Source organism: Planctomycetaceae bacterium, assembly GCA_039680605.1.
Taxonomy (GTDB): Bacteria; Planctomycetota; Phycisphaerae; order SM23-33; family SM23-33; genus JAJFUU01.
In genome coordinates, this window is the sequence record JBDKTA010000055.1 from 1 (window position 1) to 18,123 (window position 18,123).

At 63.8% G+C, this 18,123-nt stretch carries 15 protein-coding genes and 1 pseudogene; 8 read left to right on the forward strand and 8 right to left on the reverse strand.

Annotated features, from left to right (window positions below; translation table 11 throughout):
• From ABFD92_17355 to ABFD92_17365, 3 genes are all read right to left on the reverse strand, one after another.
• Nucleotides 1-329, reverse strand: a 329-nt coding sequence (locus ABFD92_17355) for a hypothetical protein (GenBank protein MEN6506306.1), incomplete at its 3' end; no start/stop codon positions are given.
• A gap of 37 nt (nt 330-366) precedes the next feature.
• Entirely contained in the window at nt 367-1,905 is a 1,539-nt protein-coding gene (locus ABFD92_17360; GenBank protein MEN6506307.1) for an arylsulfatase, read from the reverse strand.
• A gap of 52 nt (nt 1,906-1,957) precedes the next feature.
• Nucleotides 1,958-2,938 carry an HD domain-containing protein gene (locus ABFD92_17365; protein MEN6506308.1) on the reverse strand — a complete coding sequence of 327 codons (981 nt, stop codon included), beginning with the start codon at nt 2,936-2,938 and terminating at the stop codon, nt 1,958-1,960.
• A 163-nt stretch (nt 2,939-3,101) separates the two neighbouring features.
• On the opposite strand from ABFD92_17365, the gene ABFD92_17370 reads away from it, so the two are divergent.
• The 7 genes from ABFD92_17370 to ABFD92_17400 all read left to right on the forward strand — a co-directional run bounded on the left by ABFD92_17370 (nt 3,102) and on the right by ABFD92_17400 (nt 12,269).
• Nucleotides 3,102-4,835: a proline--tRNA ligase gene (locus ABFD92_17370; GenBank protein MEN6506309.1), complete on the forward strand. Its 1,734-nt coding sequence runs from the start codon at nt 3,102-3,104 to the stop codon at nt 4,833-4,835.
• 168 nt (nt 4,836-5,003) lie between these two features.
• A complete protein-coding gene (locus ABFD92_17375) occupies nt 5,004-7,259 on the forward strand; it encodes a glycoside hydrolase family 95 protein (protein ID MEN6506310.1) in 2,256 nt (751 codons plus the stop codon).
• A gap of 311 nt (nt 7,260-7,570) precedes the next feature.
• Complete coding sequence (locus tag ABFD92_17380; protein MEN6506311.1) at nt 7,571-7,918, forward strand: helix-turn-helix transcriptional regulator; 348 nt, start codon at nt 7,571-7,573, stop codon at nt 7,916-7,918.
• A 139-nt stretch (nt 7,919-8,057) separates the two neighbouring features.
• Nucleotides 8,058-9,449 carry an enolase C-terminal domain-like protein gene (locus ABFD92_17385; GenBank protein MEN6506312.1) on the forward strand — a complete coding sequence of 464 codons (1,392 nt, stop codon included), beginning with the start codon at nt 8,058-8,060 and terminating at the stop codon, nt 9,447-9,449.
• A 36-nt stretch (nt 9,450-9,485) separates the two neighbouring features.
• Nucleotides 9,486-10,385, forward strand: a complete 900-nt coding sequence (locus ABFD92_17390) for a hypothetical protein (protein ID MEN6506313.1) — start codon at nt 9,486-9,488, stop codon at nt 10,383-10,385.
• Between the two features lie 157 nt (nt 10,386-10,542).
• On the forward strand, nt 10,543-11,637 hold the full coding sequence (locus ABFD92_17395) for an AAA family ATPase (protein MEN6506314.1): 1,095 nt from the start codon (nt 10,543-10,545) through the stop codon (nt 11,635-11,637).
• Entirely contained in the window at nt 11,637-12,269 is a 633-nt protein-coding gene (locus ABFD92_17400; protein MEN6506315.1) for a nucleoside monophosphate kinase, read from the forward strand. The genes ABFD92_17395 and ABFD92_17400 overlap by 1 nt, the downstream gene beginning before the upstream one ends.
• A gap of 127 nt (nt 12,270-12,396) precedes the next feature.
• Here the strand turns inward: ABFD92_17400 and ABFD92_17405 are convergent, their stop codons facing one another.
• On the reverse strand, nt 12,397-13,791 hold the full coding sequence (locus ABFD92_17405; GenBank protein ID MEN6506316.1) for a hypothetical protein: 1,395 nt from the start codon (nt 13,789-13,791) through the stop codon (nt 12,397-12,399).
• A 99-nt stretch (nt 13,792-13,890) separates the two neighbouring features.
• On the reverse strand, nt 13,891-15,159 hold the full coding sequence (gene murA, locus ABFD92_17410) for a UDP-N-acetylglucosamine 1-carboxyvinyltransferase (protein ID MEN6506317.1): 1,269 nt from the start codon (nt 15,157-15,159) through the stop codon (nt 13,891-13,893).
• 400 nt (nt 15,160-15,559) lie between these two features.
• Between murA and ABFD92_17415 the strand changes: the two genes are divergently transcribed.
• On the forward strand, nt 15,560-16,378 hold the full coding sequence (locus ABFD92_17415) for a Nif3-like dinuclear metal center hexameric protein (GenBank protein MEN6506318.1): 819 nt from the start codon (nt 15,560-15,562) through the stop codon (nt 16,376-16,378).
• Here the strand turns inward: ABFD92_17415 and ABFD92_17420 are convergent.
• The 3 genes and pseudogenes from ABFD92_17420 to ABFD92_17430 form a co-directional block, all read right to left on the reverse strand.
• Nucleotides 16,366-17,268, reverse strand: a complete 903-nt coding sequence (locus ABFD92_17420; protein ID MEN6506319.1) for a hypothetical protein — start codon at nt 17,266-17,268, stop codon at nt 16,366-16,368. The two genes, ABFD92_17415 and ABFD92_17420, sit on opposite strands and share 13 nt — an antisense overlap.
• A gap of 209 nt (nt 17,269-17,477) precedes the next feature.
• Nucleotides 17,478-17,645 carry a MoaD/ThiS family protein gene (locus ABFD92_17425; GenBank protein ID MEN6506320.1) on the reverse strand — a complete coding sequence of 56 codons (168 nt, stop codon included), beginning with the start codon at nt 17,643-17,645 and terminating at the stop codon, nt 17,478-17,480.
• Nucleotides 17,634-17,774, reverse strand: a pseudogene (locus ABFD92_17430) (UDP-N-acetylglucosamine 1-carboxyvinyltransferase). Before ABFD92_17430 ends, ABFD92_17425 begins: the two are co-directional and overlap by 12 nt.
• Between the last annotated feature and the right edge of the window lie 349 nt (nt 17,775-18,123).

The window sequence follows — 18,123 nt, forward strand, 5'->3', positions numbered from 1 at the left end:
GCTGATCGGATCCAAAACAAGTGAAAAGACCCTTTGGGGTAGCAGAATGCCGCCATTGCACCGCCATTCCTGCACAAATCGACCGAAAATAATCTGCATAAATCTATAACTGCGGAAGTTGGGCTAATTGACAATCCTTGCCAATCGAAAGGTTTTGTCTGGTGCAGCCTTTGAGATTTGCATTCCAGCGGACCCAGACGCGAGGAATGCCCCAGCCCATCCTCAACCGTACTGCGGACCACCACCAGCTTACGAGCATCGAAAGCGGCATGGACCAATACAATTCTTTTGCAATGATCCTCTTGATCAGCGTTCGAATAGTCATTCACGCCAGCCTCGGAAAGTATCCATGCCGGATCACGGTCCCTACGTATTTCTCGGATCGAAACCTGGCCGAATAACAATCGGTTTCTTCTGAACCGCCAGGTCGCCGTCTTTGACCCAGTGTTCGCCGCGGGGTTTGAGGTGAGCGACCATGCGCTTGCGCCACTGGCCCAGCAGCGCAGCCGATCCGGCATCACCGGCCAGGTTGTTCAGCTCGGCGGGGTCCTTGTCCAGGTCGAAGAGCTGCTGCTCGCCCGACAGCGTGAAGTAGATGTACTTGTGATGCCCGTCGGTCAGGGCATTCCAGGCGTTTTTGCTATCGTAGATCTGGCTATGTTCCAAGTCGAGCTGCGTCCGCCAGCCGCCGCGGCCGCGGAGGATGTTGAGCATGCTCGCGCCGTCCATGGCGGCCGGGATCGCCAGGCCGGCGGCGTCCAGCAGCGTCGGCAGCACGTCGCGCAGCTCGACGAGTTCGTCCCGCACCTGCCCGCGCCTGGCGTCGAGCTTCATCGCGTCGGGCCAGCGGACGATCATCGGCACATGCACCGAAGGCTCGTACGGGCGGCACTTGCGCCACAGGTGGCTGTCACCCAACTGCTCGCCGTGGTCGCTGGTGAAGAGGATCAGCGTGTTCTCCAGTTCGCCCCGCGCCTCCAGGGCGGCGATGACGCGGCCGACCTGTTCGTCGACGAACGAGATCGCCCCGCAATACGCCTGCCGCGCCTTGCGCACTTCCTCGGGCGAGAAGTTGCCCATCGAGGCCGTCGTGCGTTTCTCCATCGTGCCTTTGATGCTGCCGTACTTCTTGTCAGCCCACGCACCCGCCGAGGCGGCGGGCAGCTTGGCGTCGGCGTAGGCATCGGCCCAGCGCTTGGGCGGGTCGAAGGGCGAGTGGGGGCGCTGGAACGAGACCTTCATCATCCACGGCTTGTCGCCGCGGTAGGTCTTGAGGAACTCGACCGCCCGCTGGGCGGTCCAGTGCGTGGCATGAAGTGATTCGTCATACGGCCAGACGCGCCCGCCGCGGCTGTCGTTGTAGTGCAGGTCGGTCGGGTTGAACTTTTTGCCCGGGGCGGTCTTTTCGAACCAGAGCTGGTAATCGCACTTTTCGCCGCCGCCATCCATCGAATGGAACCCTTCCTCCAACTCGACGCTCTGATATCCGTGCGCATTGCGCATCGGGCTGAAGTGGTTCTTGCCCACCGCATGCGTGCGGTAGCCGGCCTTGGCGAACATGCGGGGCTTCTCGTGCTCGTATCGCTTGGCGACGGCCGCGTATCCCAGCAGCCCGTGTGACCATGGGCTCATGCCTGTCAGCAGGCCCGCCCGCGCCGGCAGGCACGAGGGAACAGACGTGTAGCCTTTGCGGAACAGTGCGCCCTGGGCAGCGAGGCGGTCGAGGCAGGGGGTCTGGAGCCAGCTCGCGCCGGCCGCGCCGAGATAGTCGCCGCGGTGCTGGTCGTCCATCAGCAAAAGGATGTTGAGCTTCCTGGCCGAGGGCGCTGCCGCGCGCAGCAGGCCCGGGGCGGCAAAGGCCGCGGCGCTGAGGCCCGCTGATTTCAGAAAGTCGCGACGATTCATGTTCAAAAAACGACCAAAGGGACAGCAGGGACAAGGACGCCGGCTCGCGGAATCACTCCAGTTTGGCGCTGCCTTTGTATATGCGCGTTTCGAGCTCCCTCATATAAGCGGTAAAGGCGCTGGTCGGATCGGTGTCGGCCTCGACGGCGTGCAGCGTCATGTACATCTTGGCGTCGAGGTTGTCCAGGAAGTGGATGAAGTACGCCTCGGCGCAGGCGGGCAGCTTCGGGCTGCCGTACTCGTGTACCCCATGGTGCGAGAGAATGATGTGTTGCAGCAGGTCGATGGTTTTTTGCGGGAAGGGCTCGGACGTCTCGGCGGCAACCTCGGCGGCCTTCTGCTCGACCCAGATCGCCGCGATGGTGATGTGTCCGACGAGCTGCCCGCGGTCGGTGTATGAAAAGGACGTGCCCGCGCTGAGCTCGGCGATCTTGCCGATGTCATGCAGGAACGCGCTGGTGAGCACCAGGTCGTCGTTGACAGCCGGATACAGCCCCAGAAGCGCCTTGGCCGCCTGGGCGACCATCAGCGTGTGCTCCAGCAACCCGCCGACGTACGGGTTGTGCATCGACATCGCGGCCGGGGCCTTCTTAAAGCCCTCGACCATCTCGCGATCCTCGACGAACTTCTTGATCAGCAGCCGCAGGTGCTTGTTCTTGACGCCGCGCAGAATCTCCAGCAGCTCCGCCCACATCTGCTCGATGTCGCGCTTGGTGACGGGGATGAAGTCGGCCACGTCCACGCGGTCTGCCGCCACGGGGCGCAGAGCGTCGATGGTCATCTGCGTGGCGCCGCGGTAGTCCTCGATGCGCCCTTTGACCTGCAGGAACCCGTCGACGGCGATCGAGTTGTAGATCGTCTCGGCGACGCGCCACATGATGGCCGGCAGCGACCCGCTGCGGTCGGCCAGCGTGCATCGCAGGTACATGTCGCCGCTCTTGGTGGTGCGCAGGTCCTTCTCGCGCACGAGAAAAACCTGGTCGACGCCCTGGCCGTTCTTGAAGTCGCTGATGAAGAGGCGTTTGGGTGGCATGGAGAGATTGTAGCGATGAGGGCGGTCGTTGCAAAGAGCACCTTGATAACGTATAAGCTTAGACCCCTGTTCGTGCTCGTCCTCGTCCTCGTCGTCGTCCTCGGTTTTGGGCCGGGGAAACAGCCGACGACGAGGACGAGGACGACGACGAGGACGAAAAATCATGCGCTATAGCCAACTATTGATCCCGACCATCAAAGAAGTCCCCGCCGAGGCGGAGATTCCTTCGCACCAGCTCATGATCCGCGCGGGCTTCATTCGCAAGCTCGCCAGCGGCACGTACACGTATTTGCCGCTGGGGCTGCGCTGCCTGCAGAAGATCATGGCCATCGTGCGCCAGGAGATGAACGCCGCCGGGGCGCAGGAGATCCTTGCCCCGTGCATTCAGCCGATGGAGCTGTGGCAGAAGACCGGGCGCGACGTCGACTACGGCGAGACCATGTGCCGCTTCAAGGACCGCCACGGCCGCATGAACGTGCTGGCCCCGACGGCCGAAGAGGTCTTCACCGACCTGGTCTCGCACGAGGTCAGCAGCTACAAGCAACTGCCGATCAACCTTTACCAGATCAGCCAGAAGTTCCGCGATGAGTTCCGGCCGCGATTCGGTGTGCTGCGCAGCCGCGAGTTCATCATGAAAGACGCCTACAGCTTCAACGCCAGCCTCGAAAGCCTGGAGGAAAGCTACCAGTCGATGTACCGCGCGTACTGCCGCATCTTCGACCGCTGCGGCGTCCCGTACGTCGTCGTCGAGGCCGAGAGCGGCGAGATGGGCGGCTCGGGCAGCCAGCAGTTCACCGTGCCCACCGAAACCGGCGAGGACGTGATCGTCCATACCGAGGACGGCACGTACGCGGCGAACATCGAGAAGGCGGGCGTCGATCCGCTGGCGAAAGAAACCGCCAAGCCGCAAGCGGCGATGGAAGAGGTACACACCCCCGGCGTGGGCAGCATCGAAGCCGTCTGCGCATTCCTGAAGACGCAGCCCGCCGACATGATCAAGACGCTGGTGTACTCGGCCGGCGATGACGTGATCGTCGCACTGGTGCGGGGCGACCACGAGCTTAATCCTGAGAAGCTCACGCAAGCGATGGGCGGACGGCATGTCGAGATGGCCGAACCGCACGTCATCACCAGGCTCACCGGCGCGGCGGTCGGGTTCGCGGGTCCCCAAGGCCTGGCGGGCAAGGTCGCTCGCCTGCTGATCGACCATGCGGTGGCCGCGATGAGCAGCGGCGTGACCGGCGCGAACAAGACAGACTATCACGTCAAGAACGTCGCGCCCGGGCGCGATTTCCCGCTGGCCGGCGAGAACGTGGCGGTGCTGGATATCCGCAACGCCGCTGCCGGCGACACGCACGGCGGCAAGAAACTGCTCTTCGCCCGCGGGATCGAGGTCGGGCAGATTTTCAAACTGGGCACGAAGTACTCGGCCAAGCTCGGCGCCAAGTTCCTCGACGAGCAGGGCAAGGAGCAGGTCTGCCTGATGGGCTGCTACGGGATCGGGATCAACCGCATCCTGGCTTCGGCGATCGAGTGCGCCCACGACGACCGCGGGAGCATTCTGCCGATCAACATCGCCCCGTTCGAGGTCGAGATCATCCCGCTGTCCGAAGCCGGCGCTGCCGCCGACGAGGCGCGGCGGATCTATGATGAGCTGCTGGCCGCAGGCGTGGACGCGCTGATGGACGACCGTGCGGCACGCCCGGGAGTGAAGTTCGCCGACGCCGACCTGTTGGGCATCCCCCTGCGAGTGGTCGTCGGCGAGCGCGGACTCAAGGAAGGAAACGTCGAGCTCAAGGCCCGCACGGCCGCCCAGCCCACGATGGTCAAGGCCGCCGAGGCGGTTGCTGAAGTGGTGAAGCTTGTTGCGGAACTGAAGAGCCCGGGGAAATCCTAAATCCTAAACTCTAAATTCTAAATAAAGCCAAAACCCAAAGGTTCTAATAGTCAAAACATTCTGCGGAGGGTTCCGTTTCATGCAAAGGTTGCATTGGTTTGAACATTTGAATTTGTCTTTTGGTCCTTGTTTGGGATTTCGAATTTAGAGCTTAGGATTTGGTGCCTGATGAACCTTTGGTACACGACACCCGGCGATTCGTTCTTTTCCGCTCTGCCGATCGGCAACGGGCGCCTCGGCGCGATGGTCTACGGCAACCCCGCCTGCGAGCACCTGGGGCTCAACGAGGAGACGCTCTGGTCGGGCGGTCCGCACCAGAACCTCAACCCCGCCGCGGCGGCGGCGCTGCCGCGGGTGCGAGAGCTGATTTTCGCCGGCCAGTACGCCGCGGCCGAGCGGCTGATCGCCTCGGACATGATGGGTCGCCCGGGCATGATGCAGTCGTACCAGCCGATGGGCGATCTGACGCTGAGATTCCCCGGCCACCACGAGGTGGATGTGTCCGACTACCGCCGGGAGCTGGACCTGGAGCAGGCTATTGCCCGCGTGAGCTACCGCCTCGGCGGCGTGCGCTACACGCGCGAGATGTTTGCGTCGCATCCGGCCAACATCATCGTCGTGCGCCTGGAATGCGAGCAGGGCGGCGAGCTGTCTTTTGACGTGGCGCTGGCGTGCCCGCACCCGCACGTGTCGTTCGAGGCCGCCGGCTCGACGCTGCGGATGATCGGGCAGGTCGGCCCGACCCCCGACCCCGACAGCAACGCCTGGACGGCGCCCTGGCACGGCCCGGGGGTGAAGTTCGAGACGCGCGTCGTGGTCGCGGCCGAGGGTGGCGCGGTTACCGCCGCCGACGGCGTGCTGCAGGTGCGAGGCGCTACCACCGTCACGCTGCGCCTGGCGGCGGCTACGAGCTTTGTTCGCTACGATGACATCAGCGGCGACCCTGCCGGCGCGTGCGTGGCGCACCTTGCGATTGCGGCGGGGCAGTCATACGACCAACTGCGCCGTAACCACGTCGAGGATTACCGCCGACTCTACACGCGGTCGAGCCTGGACCTGGGACCTTCGCCCCTGGGCGATTGGCCCAGCGACCAGCGCATCGGCAAAATGGAATCCGCCGACCCGCAATTCGCCGCCGTCTATTTCGCCTTCGGGCGATACGTGCTGATCTCGTGTTCGCGCCCGGGAACCAAGGCCGCCACGCTGCAGGGAATCTGGAACGAAGCGTTCTGGCCGTTCTGGGGCAGCAAGTACACCATCAACATCAATATCCAGATGGCGTACTGGCCTGCCGAGGTGACCAACCTGGGCGAGTGTCACGGCCCGCTGTTTGACATGCTGGACGACCTGGCCGTCACCGGCGGGCGAAACGCGCGCGAATACTACGGCGCCGGCGGCTGGATGACGCACCACAACACCGACCAGTGGCGACTGACCGCTCCGGTGGACGGGGTGGGCACGTACTGGCAGACGGGTGGGGCGTGGCTGGCCACGCACCTGTTCGAGCATTACCTCTTCACGCAGGACCGCGAGTTTCTGCGGGATCGCGCTTGGCCACTGATGAAGGCGGCGGCGCAGTTCTTCGTCGACTCGCTGGTGGAAATCCCCGCGCACCTGCCGCTGGCGGGGCGGCTGGTGACGTGCCCGTCGTCCTCGCCCGAGCACGGCCCGCCTACCGGCGAGGCCCAGGGCTGCCGCATCGCCTACGGACCGACGATCGACCTGGAGATCGTCGCCCACCTGATGGGCCAATGCATCGAGGCCGCCGGAATTCTGGGCGTCGACGCCGACTTTGCCGCCACGCTGCGCCGCACGCTGGAGCGTCTGGCCCCGCTGCAGGTGGGCAAACACGGTCAGCTTCAGGAATGGATCGGCGACTGGGACGACCCGGCCCATAACCATCACCACGTGTCGCACATGTACGGCCTCTTCCCCGCGGCCATGCTCACGCCCGACGTGGACGCGAGGCTGGCTGCGGCGGCCAAGGTCTCGCTGACGCACCGCAAGATGCTGGCCGGGGGTTGGATCGGCATCTGGCGAACGCTGTTGTGGGCGCGTCTCAAGGACGCCCCGGCCGCCTGGGAGTACCTCTGCGCCAACGATCATCGCATGTCGTCGAAGAATCTCTGGGACGGTTGCCGCCAGATCGATTGCGTCTGCGGGGTCGCGGCCGCCATCGCCGAGATGCTCCTGCAAAGCCACGCCGGGGTGATCGAGCTGCTGCCGGCCTTGCCGGCAGCCTGGCCCCAAGGCAGCGTCAAAGGCCTCTGCGCCCGCGGCGGGTTCGAGGTCGACATCGCCTGGTCGGCCGGCAAGCTCACCGCCGCCACGATCCGCTCGCGCAAGGGCGGAAGAGCGATCGTGCGCTACGCGGGCAAGGATACCCAAGTCGATATCCCACCTGGCGGAGAGGTTGACTTTTAAAAGTCAACACATTGACTTTCAAGTCAATAAGGCCCTACAATAGATCTGTTATGGCAAGAGTGACATTGGCGCCGGAAGCGGCCCAAGGGCTTGAAGATCTGCCCCTTGTCATCCACGCTCGCATGCTATCGTTGCTGGAGCGTTTGGCGAAGTGGCCGGCCGTGAGCGGCGCAAAGCCCCTTACTGGTTCGTTGGCCCGGCGATACCGGCTTCGGACGGGTGATTACCGACTGCAGTTCCGAGTGGAAGGTCAAGCGGTCTTTGTGGAGAAGATCGGACACCGAGACAGGTTTTATGAGTGAGGGAATAACATGACTGTGAAGATTTTGGAATTGGCCGGCAAGCGATGGGCGATCATGCCGGAAAGAGACTATAAGCGGCTGGCGGCCCACGCTGGTGAAAAGGGCGACTGGCCGGGGCTGCCTAAGCCTGATGCCCAAGGCAATTATCCGGCCGTCGACTATGCCCGCGTGTCGCTGGCGCGAAAAATCATCAAGGCCCGCCACCAGGCAGGATTGACGCAGGCGGAACTTGCCCGCCGTGCGGGCGTTCGCGCCGAGACATTGAACCGCATCGAAAAAGGCAGAACCACGCCCGACACGGCCACCATCGTTAAAATCGAGCGAGCCCTTGAAACGGCCCAGGCCGGCAACGAATAGCTGGCGCGCCGTTCGCGTGGCCGCAGCGCCGGCGGCGGCCTGCATAAGCAATCCAATCCCAGCCTGCGGCGGCTGCTGAAGGAAGAGGGACTTTCGTGAATACCGATCCCGGCAAAGATCGGTTGATGAAGGATTTCCTGTGAACGCAAAGCCTACCGACGTGCGTGTGGTCGATGTCGAGTTGTACCTGCTCGATGTGGCGACGCGCGTGCCGCTGAAGTTCGGGCCTGAAACGCTCGACCGCGTTACGTGCGCCTGCGTGAAGATGACGGTCGAAGATCGTGGAGGCAACCGGGCTGTCGGCTGGGGCGAGACGCCGCTGTCGGTGCAGTGGGTGTGGCCGTCAGAGTTGACGTACCAGGAGCGGCACGACTGCCTGGTGAGCTTCTGCAGCCGCCTGCGGGCGGCGTGGATGGGCTTTCACGTCTGGGGACATGCGGTTGAAATCGGCCACGCTTTCGGCGCCGGTCCGCTGCCCGAGATGCGCCGGGCGCTGAACGAGTCGCGCGGCGGCCGCGAGGACATGGGGCTGCTGGCGGCGCTGGTATGCTGCTCGCCGTTCGATATCGCCCTGCACGACGCATACGGCAATTGCTGCGGGCGGAACATCTACGACACGTACAGCGGCGAGTTCATGAACGCCGATCTGTCGGCGTACCTCGAGCCGGCGGCCGGGGCGGCGGTGAGTTTTGCGGGCAAGTATCCGGCGGACTTCCTGGTGTACCCCCGGCCGCAGCGGCTGGCGGCGTGGCACCTGGTCGGCGGCAAGGATCCGCTGGACGAGTCGGAGCTGACCGGCAGCGAGCCCGACGACGGTTACCCGGTGCTGCTGGGGGACTGGATCGTGCGTGACGGGCTCAAGTGCCTCAAGGTGAAGCTGCGGGGCAACGATGCGGCGTGGGACTACGCGCGGCTGACGAAGGTGGGGCAGATCGCCGTCTCGCAGGGCGTAGACTGGCTGACCAGCGACTTCAACTGCACGGTGACGCAGCCGGCATACGTCAACGCGATCCTCGACCGGCTGATGATCGAGCATCCGCGGATCTACGGGATGATCCTGTACGTCGAGCAACCGTTCCCATACGACCTGGAGGCCCATCGCATCGACGTACACAGCGTCTCGGCCCGCAAGCCGCTGTTCATGGACGAGAGCGCCCACGAGTGGCGGTTCGTGCGCCTCGGGCGCGAGCTGGGCTGGAGCGGCGTGGCGCTCAAGACGTGCAAGACGCAGACCGGGGCGCTGCTGAGCCTGTGCTGGGCCAAGGCCCACGGCATGGGCCTGATGGTGCAGGACTTGACCAACCCCATGCTCGCGCAGATCCCGCACGTGGTGCTAGCCGCCCACGCCGGGACGATCATGGGCGTGGAGACCAACGCGATGCAGTTTTATCCCGCCGCGTCAGCGCCGGAGGCGGCGGTACACCCAGGGCTCTATACCCGCCGAGAGGGATGCGTAGACTTGTCAACACTGGGGAAGACAGGATTTGGATATCGCGTGGATGAGATCCGGCGGACGCTCCCCGGCGCGTGATCAGGCCTGCGGACGAGCCTGTGAAGGAATGAGACGATGAACGATCCGGATATATCAAGCCGCCCAGATCGACGCCACCGCTGGTTCTGGCTGCTTTTGTGGTTGCTTGGGATTCTCACTATCGCCCTTGCGGCTGCAGTGTTGTCACGATGGGAGTCTGTTAGGCCTCTGAAATCCTCTGAGGCCGAAATGTCGCTCTATTCGGTAACACTTCTCAAGCCTTCGATTGCCGCTGTCGTGGAATGGATTGCTTGGCCAGGATGTTCAATTCTTCTGGCGGGCGGGGGGATCGTCGGATTATGTTGGTCTCGGTGCTTCTTGGGGGCAATGAACCTGATCGCGAGCGTCCTCGTGATCCCGGCCATTTGGATAGTGGGATTCACGACAAATGTGGCGCCTTATTGCGTGACCTCTGAATTGACGGGCCCCGATGGACGCAAGTATGCATTCCTTGACAGCGAGTTTCTTCAGGGGCAGACGCTGGCGTTGGGCATCCAGACTCGCAGGGGGCTGTTTACTGTCTGCTATGATGAAGTTGGCGCCACTAACGGAGATTCGCCCCGAAGCTGGGCATCAGTCATACGCCCTGCCGGCGCACCTGAAGGCTATGGGCAGCTCTACATGAATAAGGCGGGCCTGATCGTGGCAATACGATACGACTTCCAGGCTTACTTCGCCTTCGACACAAAATCGGGACGGTTCTTCGGCCATGGGGCGGTGGAGGACCTTTCGCCGTTCGTCCTGATCGATGAGGGGGTGCAGATGAATCCACGAGACGTGGAAAGTATTCTGACCGGGAAAGGCGCCGAAGATGCCATGGGGGTGCCGCCCATGAAGTATCTGCAGGAGGCGACACATTCGCCCAGGGCGGATATCAGGGGCGTGGCAAACCAGATGATCGTCCGCCGGAGGGCGGCCACTTCCGAGAATCCCTGAAACCAAGACAAAATCCGCTAATGCCCTCACCTCGGGCAATGGCGCTGGCCTGGGCTGACTTGCCAGCGGCCTTACAGGCCGCACTGCTGGAGGTCCCCAACGCTTCTGGGCGACATTGAACATGGAACAACAGCGCTCAGGCGGGGATAATGTCTCTATGAGCAATGTCAAAAAAGTTTTCGTGGCGGCGACCAAGCAGGACCAGGGCAAGACGACGGTGTCGCTGGGACTGATGGCGGCGTTTAACGATCTGTGCGGGCCGGCGGGGTTCATCAAGCCGGTGGGGCAGCGGTACGTCGAGATCGAGGCGTTGCGCGTCGATGAAGACGTGGCGCTGATGCGGGCGATCTTCCCCAGCGGGGGCGACCTGCGCGACATGAGCCCGGTGACGGTGGGGCGCACCTTCACGCGCGAGTACATTCGCAATCCCAGGCCGCAGGAGCTGATGACGTCGATCCGCGAGAGCTTCGACCGCATGTGCCGGACGAAGCGGTCGATCGTGATCGAGGGGACCGGTCACGCGGGGGTGGGGGCGTGTTTCGACGCCTCGAATGCCGACGTGGCGCGGCTGCTGGGGGCCAAGGTCATCCTGGTGACCGAGGGCGGGGTGGGCAAGCCCATCGACGAGGTGGTGCTCAATCGCAGCCTCTTCAGCGAGTGCGGCGTCGAGCTGCTGGGGGTGGTGCTCAACAAGGTGCTGCCGGACAAGATCGACGAGATCTGCTCGGTGACCGGGGCGGGGCTGGCGCGCAAGGGCGTCGATCTGCTGGGAGCCATCCCGTTCTCGCAGACGCTGGAAAACCCCACGATGGCGCAGGTGCTCGACGAGGTCGGCGGCGAATTGCTTAACGGCAAGGGCTCTCTTGGCAACATCGTGCAGGAGGTCATCATCGGGGCCATGACCGCCCACCGCGCGCTGGACTACATGCATCCGGGATGCCTGCTGATCACTCCCGGCGACCGCGACGATCTGATCCTGGCGGCCGTGGGGCCTCTGGGCCTGGACGACTCGGATAGCACCGTCGCCGGGCTGCTGCTGACGGGGGGGATCAGTCCGCAGAAGAACATCCTCAGCCTCGTGCAGCGCACGAGCATTCCGGTGATCCTGACCGAGGACGACAGTTATTCCGCCGCGACGGCCGTGCGCGACCTGAAGGTCAAGATTCAGCCCGCCGACACCGAGAAAACAGTGCTGGCGCGTCAACTGGTTCGTCGGCACCTGGACGTCCAAGGCATCCTGGACCGCTTGTGATGAGCGTGCCCCGGTCCATTGTGCTGCTGGGGGCGACGGGCACGGGTAAGACGCCGCTGGGGGCTCTGATCGAGCGGCGCGGCCTGTGGGGAAGCCGCGCCAGGCACTTCGATTTTGGCGAGCATCTGAGGCGCATCGCCCTGCAGGGGCATTGGCCGGGGCTGTGCGATGCCGACGTGGGGGTGATCGAGGCGGCCTTGGGCGGCGGGGCGCTGCTGGAGGATGAACACTTTCACATCGCCGCGACGATCTTGCGGGGGTTCATCGCCTCCGCGGCGGCGGAGGATCTGATCGTGCTCAACGGCCTGCCGCGCCACGCGGGGCAGGCGCGCGACGTCGCGGCGATTGTCGATGTGCGCGCGGTGATCGTGCTGAGCTGCAGGGCGGAGGTGGTGCTGCAGCGAATAGCGGCGGACATCGGCGGCGATCGCGCGGGGCGGCTGGACGATGGCGCCTCCGCCGTCGCGGCCAAATTGGAGATCTACCGCGTCCGCACGGCGGCGCTGGTGGAATACTATCGAGCGGGCGGGGCGAGGATCATCTCCGTCGAGGTTGGCGCCGAGACGACGGCCGACCTGATGTGGCAGGAGATCGATCGAAGCGGTGGATTCTATGGAGTGCGGCAGCCTTAGCTGCCGCTTTGGAAGTTTCGGGATGGAGGACGCGGACGAGACGTCCGCGACACGCGCGGGCGGGACGCCCGCGACACGGACAACATGCATGGGCGAGACGCTCACGGGCGGGACGCCCGTGCTACTTTTAGAAGCGGTAGATGAACGAGGTCTGGAACCTCAGGGCGTCGGCTGAGCCCTGGTTGCGATATTCGGTGACCCAGTCGGAGATTTCAAATCCTACCGACGTCGCGGAGTTGATGGCATAGATGACGTTGCCGAAGATGACGCGGTTGAGCGTGCGCTGGCTGGCGGAGTTCAGGTCGGAGTTGTTGGCCGAATCGACGCCGGCGCCGAAGTTGAACTGCCATCGCTTCCAGGGAGTCAGCGACAGGGCGAGCCATCCGCCGCTGTCGCTGATGCCGTTGGCGCCGGTCGCAACGGTGTCGATGCCCTGCCCGATGCCGCCCAGGAACGAGTCGAGGTTGCGCCCGGTGAACGCCTCGCCCTTGATCGAAACCCAGTCGCACAGGGGCATCTCGACGTCGAGATTGGCCGACCAGCTCGATACGTTCTGATGGTCGCCGCCGGCGTTGAGGTCCCATTCTTCCTGCCCGTAGTGCCCGGAGATGCCGACGGTAGCCTGCTTGCCCGCCGCCAGGGAGGGGAAGCTGACGCTGGTGCGGCCTTGGAAGACGGGCATGCCGCTGTCGGCGCCGCTGTCGCCCAAGGGGGCGAAGGAATTGCTGTGGCCGATATTGCGGGCGACGGCGCCTTCGAACTTCAGCGAGGTGTCCTTGTCGATGCGCACGATCTTGGTGGCGCGAATCTGCGGGCGGCGGTACCCGATGTTGCCCGCCCACCACAGCACGGTGTAGTCCAGCGTCGGGGCGTTGAGCGGCGAGATGACGTCCCAGGTCTGACCGGCCAGGATGCTGAAGTCGTACTTGGGCCAGTCGATCACCATGAACGCGTGGCGCATGCGGGGCTCGGGCGTGTTCTCCGTCCCGTCGCCGTAGAAGTCGACTTCGACGACGCCGCTGGTCTTGATGTCGTTGTCGCTGGGACCGGTGATCTTCATTCCCAGGCGCGTCTCACGGGCGGTCATGGTGAACTGCGAATCGTTGTCGTTGCGGTTCTCGGGCAGCACCCAGCGGGCATAGTTTCCGTTGCTGACGGCCGAGGTGTCGTACGAGGCGTCGGCCTTGATATACCCGTAAAGCTGCACGTCGAATTTAGACCAGACGTTCTTGACCTCGCGTTGCTTGGCGTCGAGGTTCATTTCCTTGAGCACATCGAGGATGTCGGCGCGGCGCTGGGTGGCGAGTTGCTTGGCGTCGATGGAGCCTTCGAGCTGGGCGATGCGTTCTTTGTCGGCCTTGCGGCAATCTTCGAGTTCGCAGACGCGTTTCTGAAGTTCGGCGACGGCCTTGGCCAGGTCCTGCGGCGTCTGGGGGGCGGGCGCATCGCCGGCGGCGAGGACCGGGGCAGAGGCGAGCGTCAGAAGCGGCAGCGCGAGGGCGACAAGAGAGGCGTGCTTCATCGGGTGATTCCTTTCACGTCCAAGGCGAACCATCCTGGTTCAGGCGCTGGTATAACGCTCCGCACAAGCCAATGCAACAGTGATTTGCGGAATTATCCTCTACTCGCTGATGCGACGGATGTCGGCCCCGAGGGTGTTGAGCTTGGACTCGATATGCTCGTATCCGCGGTCGATATGGTAGACGCGGGCGATGTCGGTGCGCCCGCGGGCGACCAGCCCGGCCAGCACCAAGGCGGCCGAGGCGCGCAAGTCGCTGGCCATGACCGGGGCGCCGACGAGCTCCTTGACGCCGCTGATCAGGGCGATGGGCCCCTCCTTGCGGATGTCGGCCCCCATGCGGAGCAGTTCGGCCACGTGCATGAAGCGGTCGGGGAAGACCTTCTCCGTCAGGGCGCTGTTGCCTGCCGCCAGGCTCAGCAGCACCATGAACTGGGCCTGCAGATCGGTGGGAAAGCCCGGGTGCGGGTGTGTGGTGATCTCGCAGGGGTTGAGCGGCCGATCGGGTGCGGCCACTTCGATCCCTGCAGAACTGGATTCGACATTGACGCCGATCTCGCGCAGGGCGTCGATGGCGGCCATCAGGTGGTCCGCCCGCGCGCCGAGCACGTTGACCGGCCCGCCGCCCAGGGCGCCGGCGACGAGAAAGGTTCCGGCCTCGATGCGATCGGGGATGACGCTGTGGGCTTTTCCGGTGAGGCTTTCGACGCCCTCGATCGTCACCCGCGGCGACCCCGCGCCGCGGATGCGGGCGCCCATCGCATTGAGAAAGTCCGCCAGGTCTACCAGCTCGGGTTCGCAGGCGGCCGACTCGAGCACGGTGGTGCCCTTGGCCAGCGCCGCCGCCATCATCACGTTGGCCGTGCCCAGCACCGTCGATCCGAAGGGCCCGCCCAGGAAGATCTCGGCGCCCTTGAGCCGGTCGGCCGAGGCGACGATGTCGCCGCCGTCGAGTTCGATCTTGGCCCCCAGCGCCCGCAGACCGCGAAGGTGCAGATTCACCGGCCGCGAGCCGATGGCACAGCCGCCGGGCATGGCCACGCGGGCTTTGCCCCGCCTCGCCAGCAGCGGACCGAGCACGCAGATGCTGGCGCGCATCTTCCGCACGCGGTCGTACTGGGCGTGGCAGGGGGCCAGGTCCCGCACGTGCAGGCGCATGACGCCGCTGTCGTTGCGGGCGATATCCATGCCCAGATCGCCCAGCAGGGCCACCGTGGCGCGCACGTCGGCCAGGTCCGGCACGCGGTCCAGCTCGCACGGCCCGTCGGCCAGCAGGCACGCGGCCATGATCGGCAGAGCGGCATTCTTCGACCCGCTCAAGGCGACGCTGCCGGAGAGTTTCCGCCGGCCGTTGATGACGAATTTATCCATGGCCGAAAGCATACCGCGCGAGGGGGGGAAAACCAATTACGTCCACGAACCTGTCCGACGCAGCTTCAGCGAAGGCGGATGTCACGAATGACGTGAATGGGGAGAAGAGCAGTGCTCGCTCCTCGGTGCTCGATCCTCGCGAGGGAGGAAAAACCGAGGACGACGACGAGGACGAGGACGAAGACGGAAAAACGTCCGGGCGCTGCACATTAGCGGCGGGGCTTGCCCCGCGCGGTTGTTTCCCCGACGCCGCCAGAGAAGAAAACGCGCCGGGCATCCGTCTTCGCTCTTCGAGCTACGCCGGACGAGAGCCCCGCCGCTAACGAGGGACGTTCACGCCGAGGCACTGATGCATCCACCCATCCATCCGCTATAATGTCTGCTCTTGAGGAGCAAGAACATGAATCTGCGAGAGTTTCACCGGCATTTTATTGATGGGCTGACGCCGCCGTGGCTGGAAGGGGAGAAGGCGGGCAACACTTGCGACTGCATCATCTCCGGCGACGGCGACAAGCCGGTCGAGACGGTGCTGGTTTCGTGGATCGCCTCCATGGGCGCGCTGCAGGCCGCAGTCGATCGGCGGGTGGATCTGCTGCTGGTGCATGAGCCGGTGTTTTATGGGCTTACGGCTGACCGCTTCCCGGACGTGCTGAAGGATTGCCCCTCCGTGGGGGCCAAGGCCCGGTTTATCGCCGGCCACGACATCGCCATCATGCGCCTGCACGACCGGTGGGACATCTGGCCGCAATATGGCATTCCGTACGCCTGGGCGAAGTTCCTGGGCTTTTCGGGGCCGCCGGTTGCGATCCACAAGACCGTCTGGCCGGGCACGCTGCACCGCTACGACATGCCGCCGATGACGTTAGGCGACTTCGCCCGCCGAGTAGCCGCCCGCACGGCGACCGTCGGCGAGCCGCACCCGCTGGTGGTGGGGGACCTGGACGCGATGGTGTCCAAAGTCGGCGTCGGCACCGGCTGCGGGTGCCAAGTGATGGCGTTTCGAGAACTCGGCTGTGACGTGTCGATGATCTGCGACGACGGGTCGTGCTACTGGCACGAGATCCAGCGCTGGGAAGACGAAGGCCACCCGGTGATCCGGGTCAACCACGGCACCAGCGAAGAACCCGGCATGGAAAGCCTCGCGCGATACATCAATGAGAAGATGCCGCCCGTGCGGGCCGAGTATCTGCCCGTGGCGCGGAAATTTCACCAAGTGTAGGGGCGGGAAAGAGGGTATCTCAGGGGTGGCCAATGGTATTTGAGCGAGAAGTAACAGGCGAGTAGGAGGATGACAGCGCCGACGGCCAGGCAGATCGCCCCCCGCACTCGGCTGGCGTGAAGCGATCCGACCAGGCCAGGAACGATTCTGCCCATCAGGCCAATGCATCGGGCCTGGGCGAAGACGCCCAGGCAGATGGGGACTACACAAAGGGCAAAAGTCAAAGCCATTCCCGTGTAAAGAACCCAGCTCGCCAGATCCTGTGGCAACTGGAATCTCAAGTAAACGATCCCAAAGGAAATCCCCGTGCAAACGGCAGCGGGAAAAGTGATCCAGAACAGAATCTGAAGCCACGCTGCGGTATTGATTCCGGCTTGCTTGAATGCTTGCCGTCCTATGGCGACCACGTCAAATGCTCCCAAGCCTCTCACGTGTGCCAAAGATAGCAGGGCGACAGGCAGCAGAGGGATCGTGAGGACGGGCAGAAAGTACACGACAGAAGTTCCCCAAGACAAAGCGTAGAACTTGAGCATCTGACTGATCTTCAGTGGCGGCAAGGTCAACAATCGGTCAGCGCCAAAGGAAGTGCTGCGAATCATGTTTAGCAGATGCCAGAACAGAAGTGAGTTGATCAAAAAGTTAAAAATGACGATGCTCACAATCACCATCGCCCGTGTTGGAAAATCTTTTGGGCCGTACTCGGGAAGTTGTGAAACAGCCCAGCAGAATACCACATTGACTACGGCCAGGAGAACGTATTGGGCCATGGCCATAGGATGCGAAAGTCCATAGGGCGTGGCGGTAAAACAGGCTTTAAAGTAGTCGCCAATGGTTCCTGGCAGCCGGACTGGCGCGAGTGAAAGGCGGTATTGTTTCGGCCATTTTGCCACCCAGCCACAGGTTCGGCAAATCAACTCGTCACCGATCTGGCCGCATTCACATCTTCTTGGCCTTGTTTCGACTGACTCTGTAGGTACGTCCAGGACCGTGGAGCAGAATGGACATGGGGCCTTAATACCCGCGGCAGTCTCGGGCGCTCGAACTCTCTTGCCACACCTCGGATTAGAACATTTAAATTCGATCCCCATTTGTGTGAGCTCTACCCGCCCGAAAGGGGCGAGAGGAATGTGACGCGGTCGTTGTCGGCCAGAGGCGTGGCGGGGTCGAACTGTTTGTCGTTGATGAACGTCAGGATGGTGCGGCGGACGCGGACGTCGCTGTCCAGCAGCAGGTCGGCGGCAGTCGCGCCGGCGGGCAGGTCCGGCACGCGGTCGAGTTCGCACGGTCCGTCCGCGAGCAGGCACGCGGCCATAATCGGCAGGGCGGCGTTCTTCGACCCGCTCAAGGCGACGCTGCCGGAGAGTTTCCGCCGGCCGCTGATGACGAATTTATCCATGGGCTAGAGCATACCGCACAGGAGGGGCAAAACCAATTACGTCCACGAACCTGTCCGCCGCAGCTTCAGCGAAGGCGGATGTCACGAATGACACGAATGGGGGAAGAAGCAAAAACCGACGATGAGGACGACGACGAGGACGAAAGAAGGACCCGGATGCGCCGCGTTAGCGGCGGGGCTTGCCCCGCGCGGTTGTTTCCCCGCCGCCGGGTCCGACACGAAAACGCGCGGGGCAAGCCCCGCCGCTAGTGCGCCTGTGAGCGTACACGAACAGAAGGGTGCAAGTCCCTTCCAGGCAAACGTTCTCCGGCCTGTAACCGACCGTAACTGCGTTGCCGCGAGGCAAGGT

Coding starts and splice junctions, on each gene's coding strand:
- ABFD92_17400 (MEN6506315.1), top strand. CDS start 11,637: ATGAGCGTGCCCCGGTCCATTGTGCTGCTGGGGGCGACGGGCACGGGT.
- ABFD92_17370 (MEN6506309.1), top strand. CDS start 3,102: ATGCGCTATAGCCAACTATTGATCCCGACCATCAAAGAAGTCCCCGCC.
- ABFD92_17415 (MEN6506318.1), top strand. CDS start 15,560: ATGAATCTGCGAGAGTTTCACCGGCATTTTATTGATGGGCTGACGCCG.
- ABFD92_17365 (MEN6506308.1), bottom strand. CDS start 2,938: ATGCCACCCAAACGCCTCTTCATCAGCGACTTCAAGAACGGCCAGGGC.
- ABFD92_17380 (MEN6506311.1), top strand. CDS start 7,571: ATGACTGTGAAGATTTTGGAATTGGCCGGCAAGCGATGGGCGATCATG.
- ABFD92_17375 (MEN6506310.1), top strand. CDS start 5,004: ATGAACCTTTGGTACACGACACCCGGCGATTCGTTCTTTTCCGCTCTG.
- ABFD92_17390 (MEN6506313.1), top strand. CDS start 9,486: ATGAACGATCCGGATATATCAAGCCGCCCAGATCGACGCCACCGCTGG.
- murA (MEN6506317.1), bottom strand. CDS start 15,159: ATGGATAAATTCGTCATCAACGGCCGGCGGAAACTCTCCGGCAGCGTC.
- ABFD92_17360 (MEN6506307.1), bottom strand. CDS start 1,905: ATGAATCGTCGCGACTTTCTGAAATCAGCGGGCCTCAGCGCCGCGGCC.
- ABFD92_17405 (MEN6506316.1), bottom strand. CDS start 13,791: ATGAAGCACGCCTCTCTTGTCGCCCTCGCGCTGCCGCTTCTGACGCTC.
- ABFD92_17395 (MEN6506314.1), top strand. CDS start 10,543: ATGAGCAATGTCAAAAAAGTTTTCGTGGCGGCGACCAAGCAGGACCAG.